This window comes from Gillisella vitis, assembly GCF_001541345.2.
GTDB lineage: Bacteria > Pseudomonadota > Alphaproteobacteria > Rhizobiales > Rhizobiaceae > Allorhizobium > Allorhizobium vitis.
Genome location: NZ_LMVL02000002.1, coordinates 352,072 through 370,124 on the forward strand (window position 1 = coordinate 352,072; position 18,053 = coordinate 370,124).

An 18,053-nucleotide genomic window follows, 5' to 3' on the forward strand; every position below is an offset into this window, starting at 1 on the left:
GCTTCTCCCTCTATCCTTGCGTCTGTTTATGGTCCCTCAACAGGCGAGATCCGCCACGACGGCATCCAGAACCAGCATGCCTTTTGGGGTGCAGCGCAGCCGGGAATTGCCGAGACGTTCGATAAATCCGTGTTCCAGTAAAAACTGTTCGCGGACCGGGTCTGGATCGCGGCCGGACAATTGCTGCCAGCGGGCGAGATCGACGCCTTCGCGCAGCCTGAGACCCATCAGCAGCAATTCGTCGGCCTGTTCTTCCGAACCCAGCGCGTCCTGGACGACCATGCCGTGGCCGGTCTGTTCGACCGCCGAAAGCCAGGTTTCCGGGTGCTTTTCAGTCGCAGTCGCCAGTTTTTCATGGCCCTGTGTCAGCCGTCCATGGGCGCCGGGGCCAATACCGGCATAATCGCCATAACGCCAATAGGTCAGGTTGTGACGGCTCTCGGCGCCGGGCCGCGCATGGTTGGAAACCTCATAGGCGGGCAGGCCTTCGCGCTCGGTGATCTCCTGCGTTGCCTCGTAGAGTTGGGCCGCGTGTTCTTCATCCGGGGTAATGATCTTGCCGGCCTTGTGCAGGCCGAAGAACGGCGTGCCTTCCTCGATGGTCAACTGATAGAGTGACAGATGGTCGACCGCATAGGAGATCGCCAGCTTCAGTTCGGCATCCCAATCGGCAATCGTCTGATTGGGACGGGCATAAATCAGGTCGAAGGACATGCGCGGGAAAATCTCGCGCGCCAGCCGGACGGCTTTCAGCGCATCCTCGACTGAATGCATCCGGCCCAGAAATTTCAGATCGGCATCGTTGAGCGCCTGCACGCCAAGCGACACCCGGTTGACGCCAGCCGACCGGTAGCCCCGAAACCGTTCGGCTTCGACGCTGGTCGGGTTGGCTTCCATGGTGATCTCGATGCCGCGCGGCACGGTCCAATGGCGGGCGATTCCATCCAGGATGGCGCCGACCGTAGCTGGATCCATCAGCGACGGCGTACCGCCGCCGAGGAAGACGCTGGTGACGGTCTTCGGGCCGCTCATGGCCCGCATCGTCTCCATTTCCTTCAGGAAGGCTGCCGTGAAGCGAGGCTGGTCGATCTTCTGGTGGCGAACATGGCTGTTGAAGTCACAATAGGGGCATTTGGCCGCGCAGAACGGCCAGTGAATATAGATGCCAAAGCCCGGTTCGCCGGTGTCTGGAAGGAGAAGCGACGTTGGCTCGGCCATAAATCCTCAGGCGTTCAGGCAGGTTTCGACGAAAAGCTTGAAAGCGCGTGCCCGGTGCGACAGCGCTTGCACATCGCCCGGCTTCCATCCGTGTTTTTCTTCCGAGGTCATTTCGCCGAACGTGGTCGAGAATCCTTCTGGCTGGAAGACCGGATCGTATCCGAAGCCGGATGTGCCGCGGGGCGGCCAGGCGACCACACCTTCTACTTCACCTCGGAAAAACTCGGTATGGCCATCGGGCCAGCCCAGACACAGCACGCTGACAAAACGAGCCGTCCGGCTCTCCGGCGTCACCGCGCCTTTTTCGTGCAAGGCATGCTCGACCTTTTCCATCGCCATGGCAAAATCGCGGCTGCCATCCTCGCGCTCGGCCCAATTGGCGGTATAGACGCCCGGCGCGCCATCCAAGGCATCGATGACCAGACCGGAATCGTCCGACAGCGCCGGCAGGCCGGAGGCTTTGGCCGAAGCCAGGGCCTTGATGGCAGCGTTTTCTTCGAATGTCGTGCCGGTTTCGTCCGGCTCGATAAAGCCGAGTTCCTTGGCCGATTTGGCAGCAAAGCCGAAGGGACCGATCAGGTCGGCAATTTCAGCGATCTTGCCGGCATTATGGCTGGCGACGACAATGGTTCTGGTCTCGAGTTTGCGCATCATCCGATCCTATTCAATCTGCCAAAGCCGGGCTTCGGCGCATTCCAGACTATTGCCCGCTGGATCGCGGAAATAAATCGAACGCGCACCATTCGGCCAGAGAAAATCGGCCTCAATGGCGACGCCATGGCTTAGCAGCCGTGACGCCATGCCATCCATTGCCGCACCGTCCATCCGAAAGCAGGCATGACCTGGCCCGACGGCACCATGGGCTGGCACCGGCAGGGCGCCAGGTTCTGCGGGTTTGACGGTTTCTACTGCATTAAACAGCAGCAGAACGCCCGGCCCACAGCGCAGGAACACATGACGCCCCGGCTGGCTGACAATCACCTCAAGGCCGAGCAGCCCGGCATAGAAACGCTCTGCCGCGTCGAGATCATCGACATACAGTGAGGTTTCCAGAATGCCTTCAATGCTTGTGGCCATGTGATGCTCTCTTTATCCGGCAATCGCCTGTTTTTGCAGGTCGACCAATTCGGCAATGCCGGTCTGGGCAAGGCCAAGCAGGGTCAGGAATTCCTCCTGGCTGAACGGTTTGCCTTCGGCGGTGCCCTGGATCTCGACAATGCCGCCTGTGCCGGTCATGACGAAATTGGCATCGGTTTCGGCGGCAGAGTCCTCCAGGTAATCCAGGTCGATCACGGGCTGGGCGGCGAAAATACCGCAGGAAATCGCCGCGACATGATCCTTCAGCACCCGGTCTACCTTGATGATATTGCGCGATTCCATCCATTTCAGGCAATCGTGCAAGGCAATCCATGCGCCGGTAATCGAGGCTGTGCGGGTGCCGCCATCAGCCTGGATCACATCGCAATCGAGCGAGATCTGCCGTTCGCCCAAGGCTTCCAGATCGACCACGGCGCGCAGCGAACGACCGATCAGCCGCTGGATTTCCTGGGTGCGGCCGCTTTGCTTGCCGGAGGATGCTTCGCGCTTCATCCGCTCGCCGGTGGCGCGCGGCAACATGCCGTATTCTGCCGTCACCCAGCCCTTGCCGGTGTTACGCAGCCAGGGCGGAGTGCGGTCCTCAAGGCTTGCCGTGCACAGGACATGAGTATCGCCAAACTTGACGAGACAGGAGCCTTCGGCGTGTTTGGAAAAATTGCGCTCGAACGATATCTTGCGCATCTGGTCGGTTTTTCTGCCTGAAGGTCGCATTCCCGTCTCCTCGGTCGAGCAGCCACTTGGTTGGCATACCAACCTTTGTCCGCTTTTTTTGTTTCAATGCCCGTCTGGGCCGTTCTGGGCAGATCTGGCCCGGAAATCTGTCCGGGACATTTCCAGTCCTGCTTGGCGTCCTGGCTGCCTTCTACGAGTGGTTTGACGGTTTTGCAAAGGAAAAGCCGGTATGGGGTGCTCAAACCGGCGCTTCCTCACCAAAAGCCGTTGTGATTGGTCAATCAGCGGCTATATTAAGAACAGGTGCAGCAGCAAACATGAGCGAAATGGGGAAAAACCCAATTACCGCAGGCGATGTGTCAATGGCACTGGATGAGCGATCCAGGGAGATCTTTCGCCGCATTGTCGAGACCTATCTGGAATCCGGTGAACCGCTTGGCTCGCGCAATCTGTCGCGTATTTTGCCGATGTCGCTGTCGCCCGCCTCTGTGCGCAATGTGATGAGCGACCTGGAAGAGCTGGGTCTGATCTACTCACCCCATATCAGCGCCGGGCGCTTGCCGACCCAGACGGGGCTGCGGTTCTTCGTCGATGCCTTCATGCAGGTCGGTCGCCTGTCGGAGCAAGATCGCGGCTCGATCGAGCGGCAGATGCGCTCCTCGGAAGACCAGCCGATGGAGACGCTCTACAACGAAGCCAGCCGTATGCTGTCTGGCCTGTCGCGTGGTGCGGGCCTGGTGGTGGCAGCGAAATCCGATCCGGTGCTGAAGCATGTCGAATTCATCCGGCTTGAACCGACCAAGGCACTGGCAGTGCTGGTTGGCGAGTTTAACCAGGTCGAAAACCGGATCATCGAACTCCCGGCGGGCATCACCGCGTCGCAACTGACCGAGGCGGCCAATTTCCTCAATGCGCATCTGTCCGGCCAGACGCTGCATGAAGTGCGTGGCCAGTTGGTGCAGTTGAAGGATCAGGTGGCCAGTGAGCTGGATGTGCTGTCGCAGGATCTCGTGCAGCGTGGGCTGGCGGTCTGGTCCGGTGGCGAGGGCGATAAGCCAACCCGGCTGATCGTGCGTGGTCGCGCCAATCTGCTGGAAGGTCTGGCTGGTGTCGAGGATGTCGACCGACTGCGGCTGTTGTTTGACGATCTGGAGCGCAAGGAAAGCCTGATCGAGATCCTTAATCTGGCGGAAAGCGGGCCAGGAGTCAGAATTTTTATTGGTTCGGAGAACAAGCTGTTTTCGCTCTCCGGGTCATCGCTGATTGTCGCGCCCTATCGCGACGGCGACGACCGGATTGTCGGCGCCGTCGGCGTGATCGGTCCGACGCGGCTCAACTATTCCCGTATCGTGCCGATGGTGGATTATACCGCCCAAGTGATGGCGAAGATGACCCGCAGCGGCCACTGACCTCTACAACACCACATGAGATCATCACTCGACCCTTGATTTTTTGCCGCCGAACCCTGATATCGGGGCCGGACGAGAAACAGTATTTCGGAGAACGTCATGACCGACGAAACAGCTAAAAACGGACCTGACGCTGCCGCAGACGCGCAGATTGAACCCCAGGTACAGGAAGAAACCCATTCGACTGTCGAGGATGCCGGGCAGGAGAATGACCCGACGGCGGCTCTTCAGGCTGAAAATGCGGAATTGCGTGACCGCTTTCTGCGTCTTGCGGCTGAAATGGACAATCTGCGCCGCCGCACCGAACGCGACGTCAAGGATGCTAAGTCCTATGCGGTAACCGCTTTTGCGCGTGATATGCTGGCTGTGTCCGACAATCTGCGCCGGGCCATCGATGCCGTCCCTGCTGAAGCCAAGGAAGAGGCGCAAGCCGGCCTGACGGCGCTGATCGAAGGTGTCGAGATGACCGAACGGGCGATGCTCTCGACGCTTGAGCGTCATGGTGTGCGCAAGATCGAGCCGGAAGGCCAGAAATTCGATCCGAATTTCCATCAGGCGATGTTCGAAATTCCCAATCCGCAAGTTCCCAACAACACGGTTGTGCAGATTGTGCAGCCCGGCTACACCATTGGCGACCGGGTGCTGCGTCCGGCTATGGTTGGCGTTGCCAAGGGTGGCCCGAAGGCAGAAGCGACGCAGTCTGCCGATGCCTAAAGTTTGTCAGGGAAAAGTGGTGTCCGGTTTTCCCGAAAAGACAAACGAAAACAAAAAAGCGCTGCGCAGTGATGCGCGGCGCTTTTTGTATGTGGTGTAAAGTCAATGTAAGGCGGTCAGGCTGCGTTCGAGGCCTGGTCCTGGTTCAGGAAGGTATAGATGGCGGTGGCGCTGTCGCTGGCGCGCAGCTTGGCGACCAGATCCTGATCACGAAGCACGCGGGCAATGCGTGACAGGGCTTTCAGATGATCGGCGCCGGCGCCTTCGGGTGCCAAAAGCAGAAAGACCAGATCCACGGGCTGCTCATCCAACGCCTCGAAATCAATCGGGGTTTCCAGGCGGGCGAAAACGCCTTGAATGGTGGAAATACTCGTCAGCTTGCCATGAGGAATGGCAATGCCATTGCCGACGCCGGTGGACCCGAGCTTTTCCCGTTGCAGGATGACGTCGAAGATCTCGCGTTCGGGAATACCGATCAGTTTCGAGGCTTTGGCAGCCAGTTCCTGGAGAAGTTGTTTCTTGGAATTGACCCTGAGGACGGGCAATATCGCATCTTGCTGTAGCAAATCTGCCAAGGCCATTTCGAAAAATCCTTATACCCGCCGACACATGAAAGGGAAAGCGGTGGTCGGCCACCGCTTTCCGAGGGCGTGTCAGCCCTTGATTGCGGCGGAATCGATCCAGCCAATATTACCGTCATTGCGGCGATAGACAATGTTCAGCTCGTCCTTGCCAGGGCTGCGGAACAGAACGATCGGCTCATCCGTCATATCCAGGGCCATGACGGCAGTGGCGACGGACATGGTTTTGACCTTCTTGGTGCTTTCGGCCACGATGGTCGGGGCAAAATCCTCTGGCACATCCTCGTCTTCTTCAGAAACCGGGTCCATGACCGTGTAGCTGATTTCGAAGTTGTTGGTTGGGATATGGTGATCCTTCAGCTTGCGCTTGTAGCGCCGCAGGCGCTTTTCGATCCGCTCTGCGGCGGTGTCGAAGGCGACTTGCGGATCGACGGCCGTGCCGGTTGCATGCAGGTTGATACCGGTATCGAGGTGAAGGGCGCAGTCTGCGGAAAACCGCGAGGCTGATTTTGTCACCGTGACCTGACTGGAATACCCTCCGTCAAAGTATTTGCTTACGGCGTCAGTGATCTGGACCTCTATCCGTTGCCGGAAAGATTCGCCGATTTCCATATGTTTGCCGGTTACGCGTACACTCATGGAGTTTCCCTTCTTATCGTGATTTGCAGGGGGAGTTTACGCCAAGCGCGGGGCGCATCCAAGCGTTTCCATAGTTGAAGATAAAAGCTCGGTCGGAATGCCGGGACAATTTATCCTATCGGGTCGGGCCAAAGCGGAGCATCTCTCCGTTCCGACCCTGGTCAACCCGCGTGTCAAGGGCGGACTGGCGTGAAAAACACACACAGGATAAGACTAAGTCTCTGATTTTGTACATGTCACTATCCCAAAATCGTTCCCGTGTTTTGGCGCTATCGTCTAATTGGCGCAGGCGGTAATGTCAATGTTTTGTTAAGGATTATTGCAAAGAGCTGATCTCAACTCGGGTTCCGGGCCAGGGCGCGTTTTTCCCGACGCCTCTGGACGGAGGAGGCGATGTTCATCGCTTCGCGATATTTGGCAACTGTGCGGCGGGCAAGCTCGACACCGCCGTTTTTCAGGCTTTCGACAATGTCGTCATCGGAGAGGATATTCTCCGGGCTTTCCTGGGCAATCAACATGCGGATGCGATGGCGAACGGCCTCAGCCGAATGGCTGTCGCCGCCCTCCGCCGAGCCGATGGAGACGCTGAAGAAATATTTCAACTCGAAGAGGCCACGCGGTGTCAGCATGTACTTGTTGGATGTGACACGGCTGACGGTGGATTCGTGCATCTTAATGGCATCGGCCACCGTCTTCAGGTTCAGCGGGCGCAGGTGATCGACCCCGTGGCGCAGGAAGGCATCCTGCTGGCGAATGATTTCAGTCGCCACCTTCATGATGGTCTTGGCGCGCTGGTCCAGGCTGCGGGTCAGCCAATTGGCGGTTTGCAGGCAATCCGTCAAGAAAGCCTGCTCGCCCTCGGCCTTGCTCTGGCCGGTTTTGCCATTGCCACTTTGGCCATTGGCATTCTTCATGGCGCCTTCCCGCAGGCTGCTGCGGCGGATCTCGGTAAAATAGGCATTGTTGACCAGCACACGCGGCAGGGTTTCCGCGTTTAACTCCACCAGCCAGCCACCCTCGATCGAGGGCGCCACCAGAATATCGGGCACGACTGTTTCCAGTGCATCGGTTTCGAAACCGGCGCCCGGCTTGGGATTGAGCTTGCGGATTTCGGCCAGCATATCGAGAAGGTCTTCCTCATCCACGCCGCATAGCCGCTTCAAGCTCGCAAAATCACGCTTGGCCAGATAATCCAGATTGTCGATCAGTGCGGCCATGGCTGGATCCAGCCGGTCGCGCTGGCGCAGTTGAATGGCCAGGCATTCGCCGAGATTGCGCGCAAACAGGCCAGCGGGCTCCATGGTCTGAAGGGCAGCCAGAATCCGTTCCATATCGTCTCGGGACGTCCCCATCTGGGTGGCGACCTCATCTAGGTCGGCGCGCAGATATCCGGCCTCGTCCAGCTGGTCGATCAGGGCCAGCGCAATCATCCGATCCGATGCGGAGGACAATACAAAAGGCAATTGCTGGCCGAGATGCTCGCGTAGCGAGACCTTGCCGGCCACAAAATCGTCCAGGTCGTAGCCCTCGCCATCTCCCTGGGCGCCGGGCATCGACTTCCACTGGCCGAGCATTTCGGGTACGTCGGTCTTCGGATTGGCGCCATCATCGGAAAAGGCCGTGCCGAAATTGGCGTCCAGCCGCTCGTTCAGATCGCCATCGCCGCCATGTTCGTACCAGTCACTCTGCAATGTCTCGGAGGAGGCTGGTGCTGGCGGGGCTTCGCTCTCTGCGCCTGGCTCGCTGCTGCCTGTTCCTTCGTCATTTGGCGCAAATTCAAGCAGTGGATTCTTCTCGACCTCTTGCGCAATGAATTGCACAAGCTCGAAATGGGTCATTTGAAGCAGCTGAATCGATTGCATCAGCTGCGGCGTCATCACCAGCGACTGGTTTTGGCGAAGGAAAAGATTGGCGGATAGGGCCATGGCGGACGAAAAACTCCCCTACTATTCCCTCTCGGACCCCTTTTGTTCCTGTTTTGGATTTTCCGAAGTTCCAAGTGGCCCAAAAATTGCTTTTTTATAAGGTTTGGTCAAGCCGCAGAGGGGCTTCCGACGCAAATAACCTGAAAACGCGAGGCTCTTTGCGTCGTAGATGCCGCTTTTACTACGGCGCCCCATCAAATTGCGGGTACTAGAGGCTAAACTTCTCGCCAAGATAGAGGCGGCGCACATCGGGATTGTTGACGATATCGTCGGCCCGCCCATGAGTCAGCACCTCACCGGCGTGGATGATATAGGCACGGTCGATCAGGCCCAGCGTTTCGCGAACATTATGATCGGTGATCAGCACGCCGATCCCGCGAGCCGTCAGATGTCGCACCAAGTTTTGGATATCAGACACGGAGATCGGGTCAACGCCGGCGAAAGGCTCATCCAGAAGCATGAAGGTCGGGTCGGTTGCCAGTGCCCGGGCGATTTCCAGGCGCCGCCGTTCGCCGCCCGACAGGGAAACGGCTGCGGCCTTGCGCAGTTTCTCGATGTTGAATTCGGCGAGAAGCTCGTTCAGTTTCTGCTCGCGCTTGGTCTTGTCGCTCTCGTGCAGTTCCAGAACGGCGCGGATATTGTCCTCGACCGACAGGCCGCGGAAAATCGAGGCTTCCTGCGGCAGATAGCCGACGCCCAGCCGGGAGCGGCGGTACATTGGCATCGAGGTTACGTCATTGCCGTTGATGGCGATCGTGCCCATGTCGACCGGCACAAGGCCGGTGATCATGTAGAAACAGGTGGTCTTGCCTGCGCCATTGGGACCCAGAAGGCCGACAGCCTCACCCCTGCGCACGACGAGCGATGCGCCATTGACCACGCGGCGGGTGTTATAGGTTTTCGTCAGCCCATGGGCGATCAGCGTACCTTCGTACCTGTTCTTCTCGCGCGCTGCGTCTGATGGCGCGGCGGCGCTCGCGTCCTGATGCTTGGATGTCAAACCGGGAACTTTCACGTTTGCGTTCGCAATCAGGGTTTCTGCTTGGACTTGGGATCCAGCTGGATTTGCACGCGCTTGCCACAGCTGTCGAGCTTGGCTTCGCCCGTCGTCATGTGGACGGTGAGCTTGCAGCCAACGAACACATTGCCGCCTTCCGACAGCACGACCTTGTCGCCATCCAGCGTAAAGATCTGGGTGTTCATGTCGAAATGGCCCCTGTCGGCAGTGGCCTGCTGGGTTTCGGTGTTGAGAACGACATTGTCGGCCACATCGATCGTGTCGATCTTGGCGTCGCCGCTGGTCACAGCGGCGCCCTGGCCCTTGTATTTCACCACCATCGTGCCGGAACGCATCGTGGTGGTTCCCTGAACCACCTTCACATTGCCGTTGAAATTGGCTTTGTTCTCTTGCTGATGCACTTCCAATGCATCGCTTTCGATCTGGATCGGCTTGTCGCCGGACAGTTTCAGGCTGTTCATGTTGCTGGTGGCGGACTGGGCAAACGCGCCGGTTGCGGCTGCGGTCGCGACAAGGCCTGCGGTCAGCGTGGCGCAAGCAACGCGGAAGGAAAGGCGACGGTGGCTTTGCGTCATGATCTGTTCTCAGTTGCCCGGTTTCTGCAGGGCGGTCGGTGCGATATTCAATCGGACCGCGCCCGTCAGCGTGATTGTCTGTCCCTTATCGGTCATATCCATCGACTGTGCAACGATTGATGAATCTTTCGTCTGAATGGAGACCGGTTGATTTGTCTTAAGCTTTCCCGCTTTCACGTCAAGATCGGCGGATTGAAACTCTGCGTCCACCCCGCTGGAGAGGTGGATCGTGAAGGGTCTGTCCAGCACCATCTTGTCAGAAGAGCGGTCATAGGTGCCTCTTTGTGCCTTGATATCGGCGGAGGTGTCGTCGTTGACCGGCATGGTCGCTGTAATCGTTTCCAGCGTGATGAGGTTGGGGTTCTTGATATCTTGCAGCGCCCGCACGGCATTCATAGAATAGGGCGCGCCGTTTGAATTGCGTCCGGAGATGGCCGGCTTGGCCATGACGACCTTGCCATCCTCGATCTTGGCGCCCTCGATCTTGATGTTGTCGGGCAGGTAAGCCCTGACGACGGAGACGGCAATAAAGCCGAGTGAGAGCGCGACGGCCAAAGCCGGCAACGCGATGCGCAGCCGCCTGACGCGATGTGAGTGACCGACCGCCTTGCGATAGGAGGTATCGGGGGAAGGGGGGCGCGGCTCTAGGGCACCTTTATCTAAACGCTTGAGCATGCTCGATAATCCGTAGAGCCGATCGGTTATTGTGTCACCCGTCTGCCGGGTGAACCGCTTCCAGCTACCATTCAAGACAGTTACTGGCTGGAAATATGGATTTTTTCAAGTCTGTTACAAGCTTTCCGCCTGCGGCTTTTTGTTGGCGAAGGGCGCGCTCCCATGGCTTTTGCCAGCGCTGGACCCGCAACAGTCTCCTTGCGAGGGTCGGTCTCGTGCGTGATGGATGCTGTGAGGACAGGTGATATTTCAGCTGTGCCGGTCAATTTTGCCGTCAGAATTGGCAGGCATTGAGCAACGGATATGAAATCATCAGCGACATGTGGGCTTAAGCGATTGATTAATCCAATTTTTTATGGTGTTTTACACCCCGAACAAGCTGGCGGTCATTGCTCTGCCGCTTTTGCGGCGGGCTGGGGCCCGCGAACTGATTTTCAGTGAACTGTCTAGACCGAACAGGGGGTTAACGTGATCAAATCCGAGCTGGTGCAAATCGTTGCGGCCCGCAATCCGCATCTTTATCACCGCGACGTGGAAAACATCGTCAACGCCGTTCTGGATGAAATCACCGATGCGCTCGCGTCCGGCAATCGTGTCGAATTGCGTGGTTTCGGCGCTTTTTCGGTGAAAAACCGCCCTTCGCGGACCGGACGCAATCCCCGTACGGGTGATACGGTTTTCGTTGAAGAAAAATGGGTGCCGTTTTTCAAGACCGGCAAGGAATTGCGCGAGCGCCTCAATCCCGGCATGGACGACGAGGATGACGGCGACGCCGACTGATCGGATCTTCAGCCGTTCGGTGTTGCATTCCGGCGTGTCGTGACCCTGCAAATGATATCGGGCGAATTATCCGGGCCGGCCTTGCATGAGCCTGTGCCCTTTCCATATGATGACGCAATTCGTGGTGAAGAGGCCGTCGGACTGTGAGTTGCAGGCTTGTCGGTTTTTTGTCGTGATGACAGTAATCGGCAACGATAAAACCCGGCGGCGGCAAGATCCGGCAGGAGATGCGTGATGGTGGTCAAAAAGATTTTCAATATCGTCATTCTGGTGCCGCTGGCGGTGGTGCTGATCGTGCTGTGTGTCGCCAATCGGCAATGGGTGACGCTGGCGCTTAATCCATTCCGCCCCGATGATCAGATGCTGTCGGCTGGCGCGCCCTTCTTCGTCTTCCTGCTGATCACTTTTTTGCTTGGCGCTTTGGCAGGCAGTTTTGCCACCTGGCTGACCCAGGGCAAGCACCGCAAGCGCGCCCGGCATGAGGCACGTGCTGCGGTAAAATGGCGTGGCGAGGCCGATCAGCAGAAGAAGCGAGCCGAGCAGATCGCGGCATCCGGTCACTTGAACCAATTGCCATCGCCTTGACGCCAGAGTTCTAATGGCTGCCGGAACTTAACCTGCTCGCCACTCTTTTCTCTGCGGCGTTTGAATGATAAGGCCCGCAGCCTTGGCCACGCAGGATGTATGTTTTCGATTTCGAGCATAATCTGCGCGGGCAGCCTACCGCATAATTCCTTAGATCGGACCCGATGTGAGGAATTATGACTATAGCCAACACCATGCCTGAACCGGAGACGGCCAGGAGACCATGCCGTCGTTATGAAGCGTTACCATAGAACCGGGCGTGCAATTATAAGCTCGTCGTGGGTTTAGGGCGCTGTCATCGGAAAGCTGAGCCGATTGTGAAAGACAAATCCCGCCGACCACCCAGCAAGAGTGCTCCCGGCACGGCTTCCGCCGGCAAGGGGCGTTCCTCATCTCGCCCCGCCGCATCTGTCCCAACCAAGTCTCACCCCGATCGCAATGGGGGAAGCCCTTATCGTGGCACCGGGCAAAAGTCGGTGCGCAATCAGCCGGGAACGGATGCGAGGGACACGGCAAGGGTTGCCGCACCATCGCCCCGCGTGGAAAAAGATCCTGCGCAGGATTCGGCAGTACCCGCCAATGCGTCGTTGGCGCTTCGCCCAGGCCCGCTGCCCCGCGAGAAGCTGCCGCTCATTCTGGAGTCGATGGGGGCGGGCGATTTTCATCTGATCGACAGCGGCCATGGTCTGAAACTCGAGCAATACGGACCCTATCGGATCATTCGCCCCGAAGCGCAGGCCCTGTGGCCGCCTGGCCTCGCTCCGCATGTATGGGAAAAGGCCGATGCGGTGTTTTCCGGCGATACCGATGAGGATGGCATGGGCCGCTGGCGCTTTCCCCGCGAGGCGCTGGGTGAAACCTGGCCGCTGTCGCTGTTGGGCGTCGATTTTCTCGGGCGCTTCACGTCTTTCCGCCATGTTGGCGTCTTTCCCGAACAGATCGCCCATTGGACCTGGATGAAAGACCGGGTTGAGAAAGCCAGGATCGCGAACGCAGACCGGCCTTTGAGGGTGCTCAATCTTTTCGGCTATACCGGCGTGGCTTCACTGGTTGCGGCGGCGGCGGGTGCCGAAGTCACCCATGTGGATGCATCGAAGAAAGCAATCGGTTGGGCGCGGGAAAACCAGACGCTCAGCCGTCTCGACCGCGCTCCGATCCGCTGGATATGCGATGACGCAATGAAGTTTATCCAGCGCGAAGAGCGACGTGGCAGCCAGTATGACATCATCCTCACCGACCCGCCAAAATTTGGCCGAGGTCCGAACGGCGAGGTCTGGCACCTGTTCGAGCATTTGCCGCTGATGCTGTCGCTGTGCCGGGAAATCCTGTCGCCCAAGGCCGAAGGCTTGGTGCTAACGGCCTATTCGATCCGCGCCAGCTTCTACGCTATCCATGAATTGATGCGCGAGACCATGCGCGGCAAGGGCGGTCTGGTCGAGTCCGGCGAACTGGTCCTGCGTGAGGCAGAGCTGGATGGCAAGACACCTGGTCGGGCCTTGTCCACATCGCTGTTTAGCAGATGGGTTCCAAAATGAGTAACGGTTTCAAGGACGGCGCCACCAGCTTCGCCGACAAGGGGATGCAGGGCAAGGTCGGGCAGGTGAAGGAAGTCACCAGTCTCGCCAACCCGATCGTCAAGGATATCAAGGCGCTTTCCCAGAAAAAGACCCGTGACGAGACGCGGACCTTTCTGGCTGAAGGTCTGAAGCTGGTGATCGATGCGGTGGAGCTCGGTTGGAGCCTGCGCTACCTGATCTATTCCAAGGCCGCCAAGGGCAAGCCGCAGGTAGAGCGGATTGCAGCGCGCACTGTTGCCCATGGCGGCATGGTGCTGGAGGTCAGCGAAAAAATCATGGCGTCCATCACCCGCAAGGATAATCCGCAAATGGTGGCGGGCGTGTTCGACCAGCGCTGGAGGGCGCTGAAGGACGTCAGCCTGACCGAGGGCGAGACCTGGGTGGCGCTTGACCGGGTGCGCGATCCAGGCAATCTCGGCACAATTATCCGTACCGCCGATGCGGCGGGCGCCTCCGGCGTCATGCTGATTGGCGACAGCACCGATCCCTTTGCCATGGAGACGGTCCGCGCCACGATGGGCTCTATTTTCGCGCTGCCGCTGGTCAAGACCACGGTGGCCGATTTTCTCGGCTGGAAGTCGAAGGCGGGTGTCAGCGTCGTCGCCACTCATCTGGCCGGTGCGGTGGATTACCGTACCGTGGATTACAAGCGCCGCCCCGTCGTGGTGCTGATGGGCAACGAGCAATCGGGCCTGCCGGAGGAATTGGCCAGCCGCGCCGATATGCTGGCGCGCATTCCTCAGGCCGGATTGGCTGATTCCCTTAATCTGGCTGTTGCAACCGGCGTCATGCTGTTTGAAGCTCGTCGCCATCTCCTTACCCTCGACGAGGCCAAATGACCCGTTCTGATGCCTTGTTTTGTCGCCCGATTCCGGCAATCCTGTTCATCCTGGCACTGCTGATTCTGGACCAGGCGATCAAATATGCGGTCGAGGTCAGCTTGCCCATGCATGAACTTGTGCCTGTTGTGCCGATGCTCGGCCTGTTTCGCACCCACAATCTCGGCGTGGCCTTTTCCATGCTGTCGCATCTCGATGCCTGGGTCATCGTCGTCATGCGGCTTGCCATCGTCGCTTTTGTCGCCTGGCTTTGGCGCCAGACCAGCCGCGATCACCAGTTTGCGCATCTGGGCTATTGCCTGATCATTGCCGGCGCTTTCGGTAATATCATCGACCGCTTCACCTATGGCTATGTGGTGGACTATATTCTGTTTCATACTGAGACATGGTCGTTTGCGGTCTTCAACCTGGCCGATAGCCTGATTACAATAGGGGCGGGCTTCATTCTGCTGGAAGAACTGCTGGTTCTGCGCCGCTCAAAAGGGTAGAGGCGAAATTTCCCGTTCTGCCCCGTCGAACTAGTGATGGAAATTTTCCCCAAAAGGTGTAGCATGGCATGAAACAGGATTTCTCACATGCTGTGAGCCGCTCGCCCCAAGCGGTTTTTCACACGGCATTGAGGGTCGGTTTACCGAGATTGAACGTGGTCTGCCGACCGTAACAAAACATTGACGGGGTTTTGCTACTGCATAATTCATCAAATCGGTCTTGGTTTCATGAGAGAGTTATGCAGCGGATTTGAAGCACCACAGCGCACCTGAGGTCTTTTGCAGGGTGCTGGTGGTGCGGCCAGATAAATGTCGTGATCTGGGTAGGCGCGCCGGATACCGGACGATGGAAAAAACACCGAAACAGGTGGGTTTCATTCTCCTCTTCCGAAAGGCTTTGCCGGACAGCTGCCGGAGTAGGCGCAGATGCTATCGAAGACGCAGAGCCCTGTCCCCCCATCCATCGCGAGTGCGGAACTGGTTCGCACGCGTCTGCTTGCCACCGTCAGCCATGAAATGCGCACGCCGCTGAACGGCATTCTCGGCATGAGCCATCTGCTGGGCCGTACCGATCTGTCGCCGGAGCAGCGCAATTATCTGTCCGGCATCGTGCAAGCGGGCGAATCCCTGCAACAATTGATCGCCGACCTTCTCGATTATACGACGCTTGAAACCGGTCATTTCGAACTTCACAATCAACGTGTTTCGCCCAGACGTCTGATCGAAGGTGTGGTCGAGATGTTGTCGCCGCGCGCTCATGCCAAGGGCATCGAGATCGCCGCGACGACACAGTCCGGGGTTCCCGAGGAAGTCGATATCGATGTCGCTCGGCTGCGGCAGGTGCTGTTCAATGTCATCGGCAATGCGGTGAAATTCACCGTCGAAGGTGGTGTGCTGGTCTCGGCTAGCTGCATTGGCGACGAATTGGTGGTGCGGGTCCGCGATACCGGTCCTGGCATGACGGAAGAGGAGCGCACCCGGCTGTTCGTTGAGTTTTCGCAAGGCGGAGACCCGGTGCAGCGCAGTGGCGGCACAGGCCTCGGCCTGTTCATCTCCCAGCGGCTGATGATGGCGCTAGGCGGCTCTCTGTCGATTATTGAAACCGTGCGTGGACGGGGAACGTCCTTCGAGATCCGCTTGCCAACCAAGGCGATTGCGCAGGATCGCACCGTTTCCCAGCGGCAGTCGCTGCTGTCAGGGTCCAGTGTCCTGCTGCTGGCTCCCGATGGCCCGGCGGCAGAAGGCGCGTCCATGACCATTCGCACGCTTGGCGGTTTTTGCCATTGGGCAAAGAAAACCGAAGAGGCGCTAGAGCTGCTGGATCAGGTCGAGAGGCAGGAAGCGACGCTGACGGACCTGATCGTCGATCATCGCTGCATTTCCGATTACGATGCCAATCTCGCCAGACGGCTGTCCGGTCTGGGGAAAATTCGGCGCATCTATCTGGTCAATCCGGAAGAGCGCCCGGTACGGCCGCTGACCGGTTTCGATGCCTGGTTGATCCGACCGCTGCGTGAGCAGACCTTGAGTGACGTGCTGCGGGGGTTGATGAGTGGTGTGGATGCGGCCCATGTCGATGCGCAGGATGTCGGTGTGTCCCATGCAGAGGTCCTGCAGCCGGGTGACGTCATGGCGCCGGGCAAACAGACGCCTGACGTACTGAATGTTCTGGTCGGAGAGGACGATTTCGTCAATGCGACCCTGTTGCGGGCCGTCTTGCAGAAAGCCGGTCATATGGTCGGCGTGGTCAATGATTTCGATGCCCTACGCCGTGAAGTGGCTTTGGAAGAGGCGGTCAAACTGGACCTGATCATTACCGATCTCGGCATGCCCGGCGGCGATGGTAGCTCAGTTCTGCGCTATGTGCGGATGATCGAGCAATTGAAACGCCGTCCGCGCTGCCCCATCCTGGTCTTGACCGGCGATCTCAGGGACGCCGCCCGGGCGGAGGCGCTGACCAGCGGCGCGGATCTGGTCTTACAAAAGCCTGTCAATCCCGAGCGCCTGCTGAATGAAATTGCCTCGCTGATGAAAACACATCGTACAAGACTGTACGGCTAGATCCCAGGCCGTTTTTCTTTTATAATCTAGCAGCTTGCGTTGATTTTACGGGGAAAACCGCCGTAAAAAATCGCAATCAGCGTAGCCTGTGTCAACATCTTGTCGCATATCCGTGTTTAACAGGTCTTGTTTGAACAAAGCCGGATGAACCGCCATGACAGTCGAACTCCTTGATCGTGCAGTCACACCTGAAACGGAGCGTTCCTCCGGTGCGGTGTCCGGCCCTGCTGGCGATGTCCTTGGCCGGATCGGTACGCTGGAAACCAGGCTCGCCCGCAATGCACGTGAGATCGATGCGGCCCAGGCGGTGCGCTACCGGGTGTTCGTTGAAGAGATGAATGCCATGTTGCCGCCGGATGCCATGCGACAGAAGCGCGACGTCGATGCGTTCGATGAAATCTGCGATCATCTTCTGGTGCTGGACCACGCTATTGAGGGTGATCCGGAAGATCAGATCGTCGGCACCTATCGGCTGCTGCGCCATGAAGTGGCGCTGGCCAATTTCGGTTTTTATTCTGCCTCTGAATTTGCTCTGGACGATCTCATCGCCCGACATCCCGATAAGCGCTTCATGGAGCTTGGCCGTTCCTGTGTCCTGCCGAATTATCGCACCAAGCGGACGGTAGAATTGCTCTGGCAAGGAAACTGGGCCTATGCGCTGCGCCACAATATGAGCGCCATGATCGGCTGCGCCTCTTTCCCGGGCGTGCAGCCGGAACAGCACGCGCTTGCTTTGTCCTTTCTGGCGCAGAATGCCGAAGCCCGCGGCGAATGGGCGGTTCGCGCCCGTCCGGAACTGTTCTGCCCCATGGATCTGATGCCATCCGAAATCGTCAATGCCCGCAAGGCGCTGTCCGCCATGCCGCCTTTGGTCAAAGGTTATCTGCGTCTCGGCGCGATGATCGGCACCGGTGCCGTGGTCGACCATGCCTTCAACACCACCGATGTGCTGATCGTCTTGCCAATTACCAGCATTTCCGATCGCTACGTGAATTATTACGGTGCCGATGCCGGGCGGTTTGCGAGCTAGGCTATATCAGGAAAACTGAGGCCCGGTTTTCTCGAAAAGATCACTGTCCAAAAACAAGCCCGCTTTAAGATAAGCGTAGGGCGTTCGCGCTCGATCCAATGACAGCAGGGGCGGTTGGTGTCGTCCTTCGGGCGGTGGCTGAATGGTAAGGTCTACGGGAATACGCCCC

Annotated in this window: 19 protein-coding genes; 9 read left to right on the top strand and 10 right to left on the bottom strand. The window is 58.4% G+C overall.

The features are described from left to right. Positions 1–36 precede the first annotated feature (36 nt). The 4 genes from hemW to rph are packed head-to-tail and all read right to left on the bottom strand — an operon-like array spanning position 37 to position 3,027. Positions 37–1,218, bottom strand: coding sequence for a radical SAM family heme chaperone HemW (hemW, locus tag ASB66_RS06520; protein WP_060719648.1), 1,182 nt, complete (start codon positions 1,216–1,218; stop codon positions 37–39). A 6-nt stretch (positions 1,219–1,224) separates the two neighbouring features. Next, positions 1,225–1,869: an RdgB/HAM1 family non-canonical purine NTP pyrophosphatase gene (rdgB, locus tag ASB66_RS06525; protein WP_060719762.1), complete on the bottom strand. Its 645-nt coding sequence runs from the start codon at positions 1,867–1,869 to the stop codon at positions 1,225–1,227. A gap of 9 nt (positions 1,870–1,878) precedes the next feature. Then, positions 1,879–2,295 carry a VOC family protein gene (locus ASB66_RS06530; protein ID WP_060719647.1) on the bottom strand — a complete coding sequence of 139 codons (417 nt, stop codon included), beginning with the start codon at positions 2,293–2,295 and terminating at the stop codon, positions 1,879–1,881. A 12-nt stretch (positions 2,296–2,307) separates the two neighbouring features. Beyond that, complete coding sequence (rph, locus tag ASB66_RS06535) at positions 2,308–3,027, bottom strand: ribonuclease PH (protein ID WP_060719646.1); 720 nt, start codon at positions 3,025–3,027, stop codon at positions 2,308–2,310. A 287-nt stretch (positions 3,028–3,314) separates the two neighbouring features. On the opposite strand from rph, the gene hrcA reads away from it, so the two are divergent. Both hrcA and grpE read left to right on the top strand, forming a co-directional pair. Next, positions 3,315–4,397, top strand: coding sequence for a heat-inducible transcriptional repressor HrcA (hrcA, locus tag ASB66_RS06540; RefSeq protein ID WP_012654806.1), 1,083 nt, complete (start codon positions 3,315–3,317; stop codon positions 4,395–4,397). A 99-nt stretch (positions 4,398–4,496) separates the two neighbouring features. Then, positions 4,497–5,111, top strand: coding sequence for a nucleotide exchange factor GrpE (gene grpE, locus ASB66_RS06545; RefSeq protein ID WP_060719645.1), 615 nt, complete (start codon positions 4,497–4,499; stop codon positions 5,109–5,111). Between the two features lie 116 nt (positions 5,112–5,227). Here the strand turns inward: grpE and ptsN are convergent, their stop codons facing one another. The 6 genes from ptsN to lptC form a co-directional block, all read right to left on the bottom strand. Then, complete coding sequence (gene ptsN / locus ASB66_RS06550) at positions 5,228–5,692, bottom strand: PTS IIA-like nitrogen regulatory protein PtsN (protein WP_012654808.1); 465 nt, start codon at positions 5,690–5,692, stop codon at positions 5,228–5,230. Between the two features lie 72 nt (positions 5,693–5,764). Then, positions 5,765–6,331 carry a ribosome hibernation-promoting factor, HPF/YfiA family gene (gene hpf / locus ASB66_RS06555; RefSeq protein ID WP_012654809.1) on the bottom strand — a complete coding sequence of 189 codons (567 nt, stop codon included), beginning with the start codon at positions 6,329–6,331 and terminating at the stop codon, positions 5,765–5,767. Between the two features lie 335 nt (positions 6,332–6,666). After that, positions 6,667–8,256 carry an RNA polymerase factor sigma-54 gene (gene rpoN / locus ASB66_RS06560; RefSeq protein ID WP_060719644.1) on the bottom strand — a complete coding sequence of 530 codons (1,590 nt, stop codon included), beginning with the start codon at positions 8,254–8,256 and terminating at the stop codon, positions 6,667–6,669. Positions 8,257–8,464: 208 nt separating this feature from the next. Next, positions 8,465–9,256, bottom strand: coding sequence for an LPS export ABC transporter ATP-binding protein (lptB, locus tag ASB66_RS06565; protein WP_114386326.1), 792 nt, complete (start codon positions 9,254–9,256; stop codon positions 8,465–8,467). Between the two features lie 29 nt (positions 9,257–9,285). Then, positions 9,286–9,849 (bottom strand): LptA/OstA family protein, encoded by a 564-nt coding sequence (locus ASB66_RS06570; RefSeq protein WP_060719642.1) that lies wholly within the window; start codon positions 9,847–9,849, stop codon positions 9,286–9,288. A gap of 9 nt (positions 9,850–9,858) precedes the next feature. Beyond that, the gene (lptC, locus tag ASB66_RS06575) at positions 9,859–10,524 is read right to left on the bottom strand and encodes an LPS export ABC transporter periplasmic protein LptC (protein ID WP_060719761.1); all 666 of its coding nucleotides are present in this window, start codon (positions 10,522–10,524) and stop codon (positions 9,859–9,861) included. A gap of 468 nt (positions 10,525–10,992) precedes the next feature. On the opposite strand from lptC, the gene ASB66_RS06580 reads away from it, so the two are divergent. From ASB66_RS06580 to olsB, 7 genes are all read left to right on the top strand, one after another. Continuing rightward, on the top strand, positions 10,993–11,304 hold the full coding sequence (locus ASB66_RS06580) for an integration host factor subunit beta (RefSeq protein ID WP_012654814.1): 312 nt from the start codon (positions 10,993–10,995) through the stop codon (positions 11,302–11,304). Positions 11,305–11,541: 237 nt separating this feature from the next. Further along, on the top strand, positions 11,542–11,889 hold the full coding sequence (locus tag ASB66_RS06585; protein ID WP_060719760.1) for a LapA family protein: 348 nt from the start codon (positions 11,542–11,544) through the stop codon (positions 11,887–11,889). Between the two features lie 476 nt (positions 11,890–12,365). Then, a complete protein-coding gene (locus ASB66_RS06590) occupies positions 12,366–13,424 on the top strand; it encodes a class I SAM-dependent methyltransferase (protein WP_234613386.1) in 1,059 nt (352 codons plus the stop codon). Next, positions 13,421–14,305 carry a TrmH family RNA methyltransferase gene (locus tag ASB66_RS06595; protein ID WP_060719640.1) on the top strand — a complete coding sequence of 295 codons (885 nt, stop codon included), beginning with the start codon at positions 13,421–13,423 and terminating at the stop codon, positions 14,303–14,305. The genes ASB66_RS06590 and ASB66_RS06595 overlap by 4 nt, the downstream gene beginning before the upstream one ends. Then, positions 14,302–14,793: a signal peptidase II gene (gene lspA, locus ASB66_RS06600; RefSeq protein ID WP_060719639.1), complete on the top strand. Its 492-nt coding sequence runs from the start codon at positions 14,302–14,304 to the stop codon at positions 14,791–14,793. Before ASB66_RS06595 ends, lspA begins: the two co-directional genes overlap by 4 nt. A gap of 426 nt (positions 14,794–15,219) precedes the next feature. Further along, entirely contained in the window at positions 15,220–16,854 is a 1,635-nt protein-coding gene (locus tag ASB66_RS06605; protein WP_060719638.1) for a hybrid sensor histidine kinase/response regulator, read from the top strand. 154 nt (positions 16,855–17,008) lie between these two features. Further along, positions 17,009–17,884, top strand: coding sequence for a l-ornithine N(alpha)-acyltransferase (gene olsB, locus ASB66_RS06610; protein ID WP_060719637.1), 876 nt, complete (start codon positions 17,009–17,011; stop codon positions 17,882–17,884). The last annotated feature ends 169 nt before the right edge of the window (positions 17,885–18,053 follow it).

Bases quoted from the DNA above. Each gene is read 5' to 3' on its own strand.
- olsB (WP_060719637.1), top strand. From the start codon at position 17,009: ATGACAGTCGAACTCCTTGATCGTGCAGTCACACCTGAAACGGAGCGT.
- rpoN (WP_060719644.1), bottom strand. From the start codon at position 8,256: ATGGCCCTATCCGCCAATCTTTTCCTTCGCCAAAACCAGTCGCTGGTG.
- ASB66_RS06530 (WP_060719647.1), bottom strand. From the start codon at position 2,295: ATGGCCACAAGCATTGAAGGCATTCTGGAAACCTCACTGTATGTCGAT.
- lptC (WP_060719761.1), bottom strand. From the start codon at position 10,524: ATGCTCAAGCGTTTAGATAAAGGTGCCCTAGAGCCGCGCCCCCCTTCC.
- ptsN (WP_012654808.1), bottom strand. From the start codon at position 5,692: ATGGCCTTGGCAGATTTGCTACAGCAAGATGCGATATTGCCCGTCCTC.
- rdgB (WP_060719762.1), bottom strand. From the start codon at position 1,869: ATGCGCAAACTCGAGACCAGAACCATTGTCGTCGCCAGCCATAATGCC.
- hrcA (WP_012654806.1), top strand. From the start codon at position 3,315: ATGGGGAAAAACCCAATTACCGCAGGCGATGTGTCAATGGCACTGGAT.
- ASB66_RS06605 (WP_060719638.1), top strand. From the start codon at position 15,220: ATGCTATCGAAGACGCAGAGCCCTGTCCCCCCATCCATCGCGAGTGCG.
- hemW (WP_060719648.1), bottom strand. From the start codon at position 1,218: ATGGCCGAGCCAACGTCGCTTCTCCTTCCAGACACCGGCGAACCGGGC.
- lspA (WP_060719639.1), top strand. From the start codon at position 14,302: ATGACCCGTTCTGATGCCTTGTTTTGTCGCCCGATTCCGGCAATCCTG.
- ASB66_RS06570 (WP_060719642.1), bottom strand. From the start codon at position 9,849: ATGACGCAAAGCCACCGTCGCCTTTCCTTCCGCGTTGCTTGCGCCACG.
- grpE (WP_060719645.1), top strand. From the start codon at position 4,497: ATGACCGACGAAACAGCTAAAAACGGACCTGACGCTGCCGCAGACGCG.
- ASB66_RS06595 (WP_060719640.1), top strand. From the start codon at position 13,421: ATGAGTAACGGTTTCAAGGACGGCGCCACCAGCTTCGCCGACAAGGGG.
- rph (WP_060719646.1), bottom strand. From the start codon at position 3,027: ATGCGACCTTCAGGCAGAAAAACCGACCAGATGCGCAAGATATCGTTC.
- hpf (WP_012654809.1), bottom strand. From the start codon at position 6,331: ATGAGTGTACGCGTAACCGGCAAACATATGGAAATCGGCGAATCTTTC.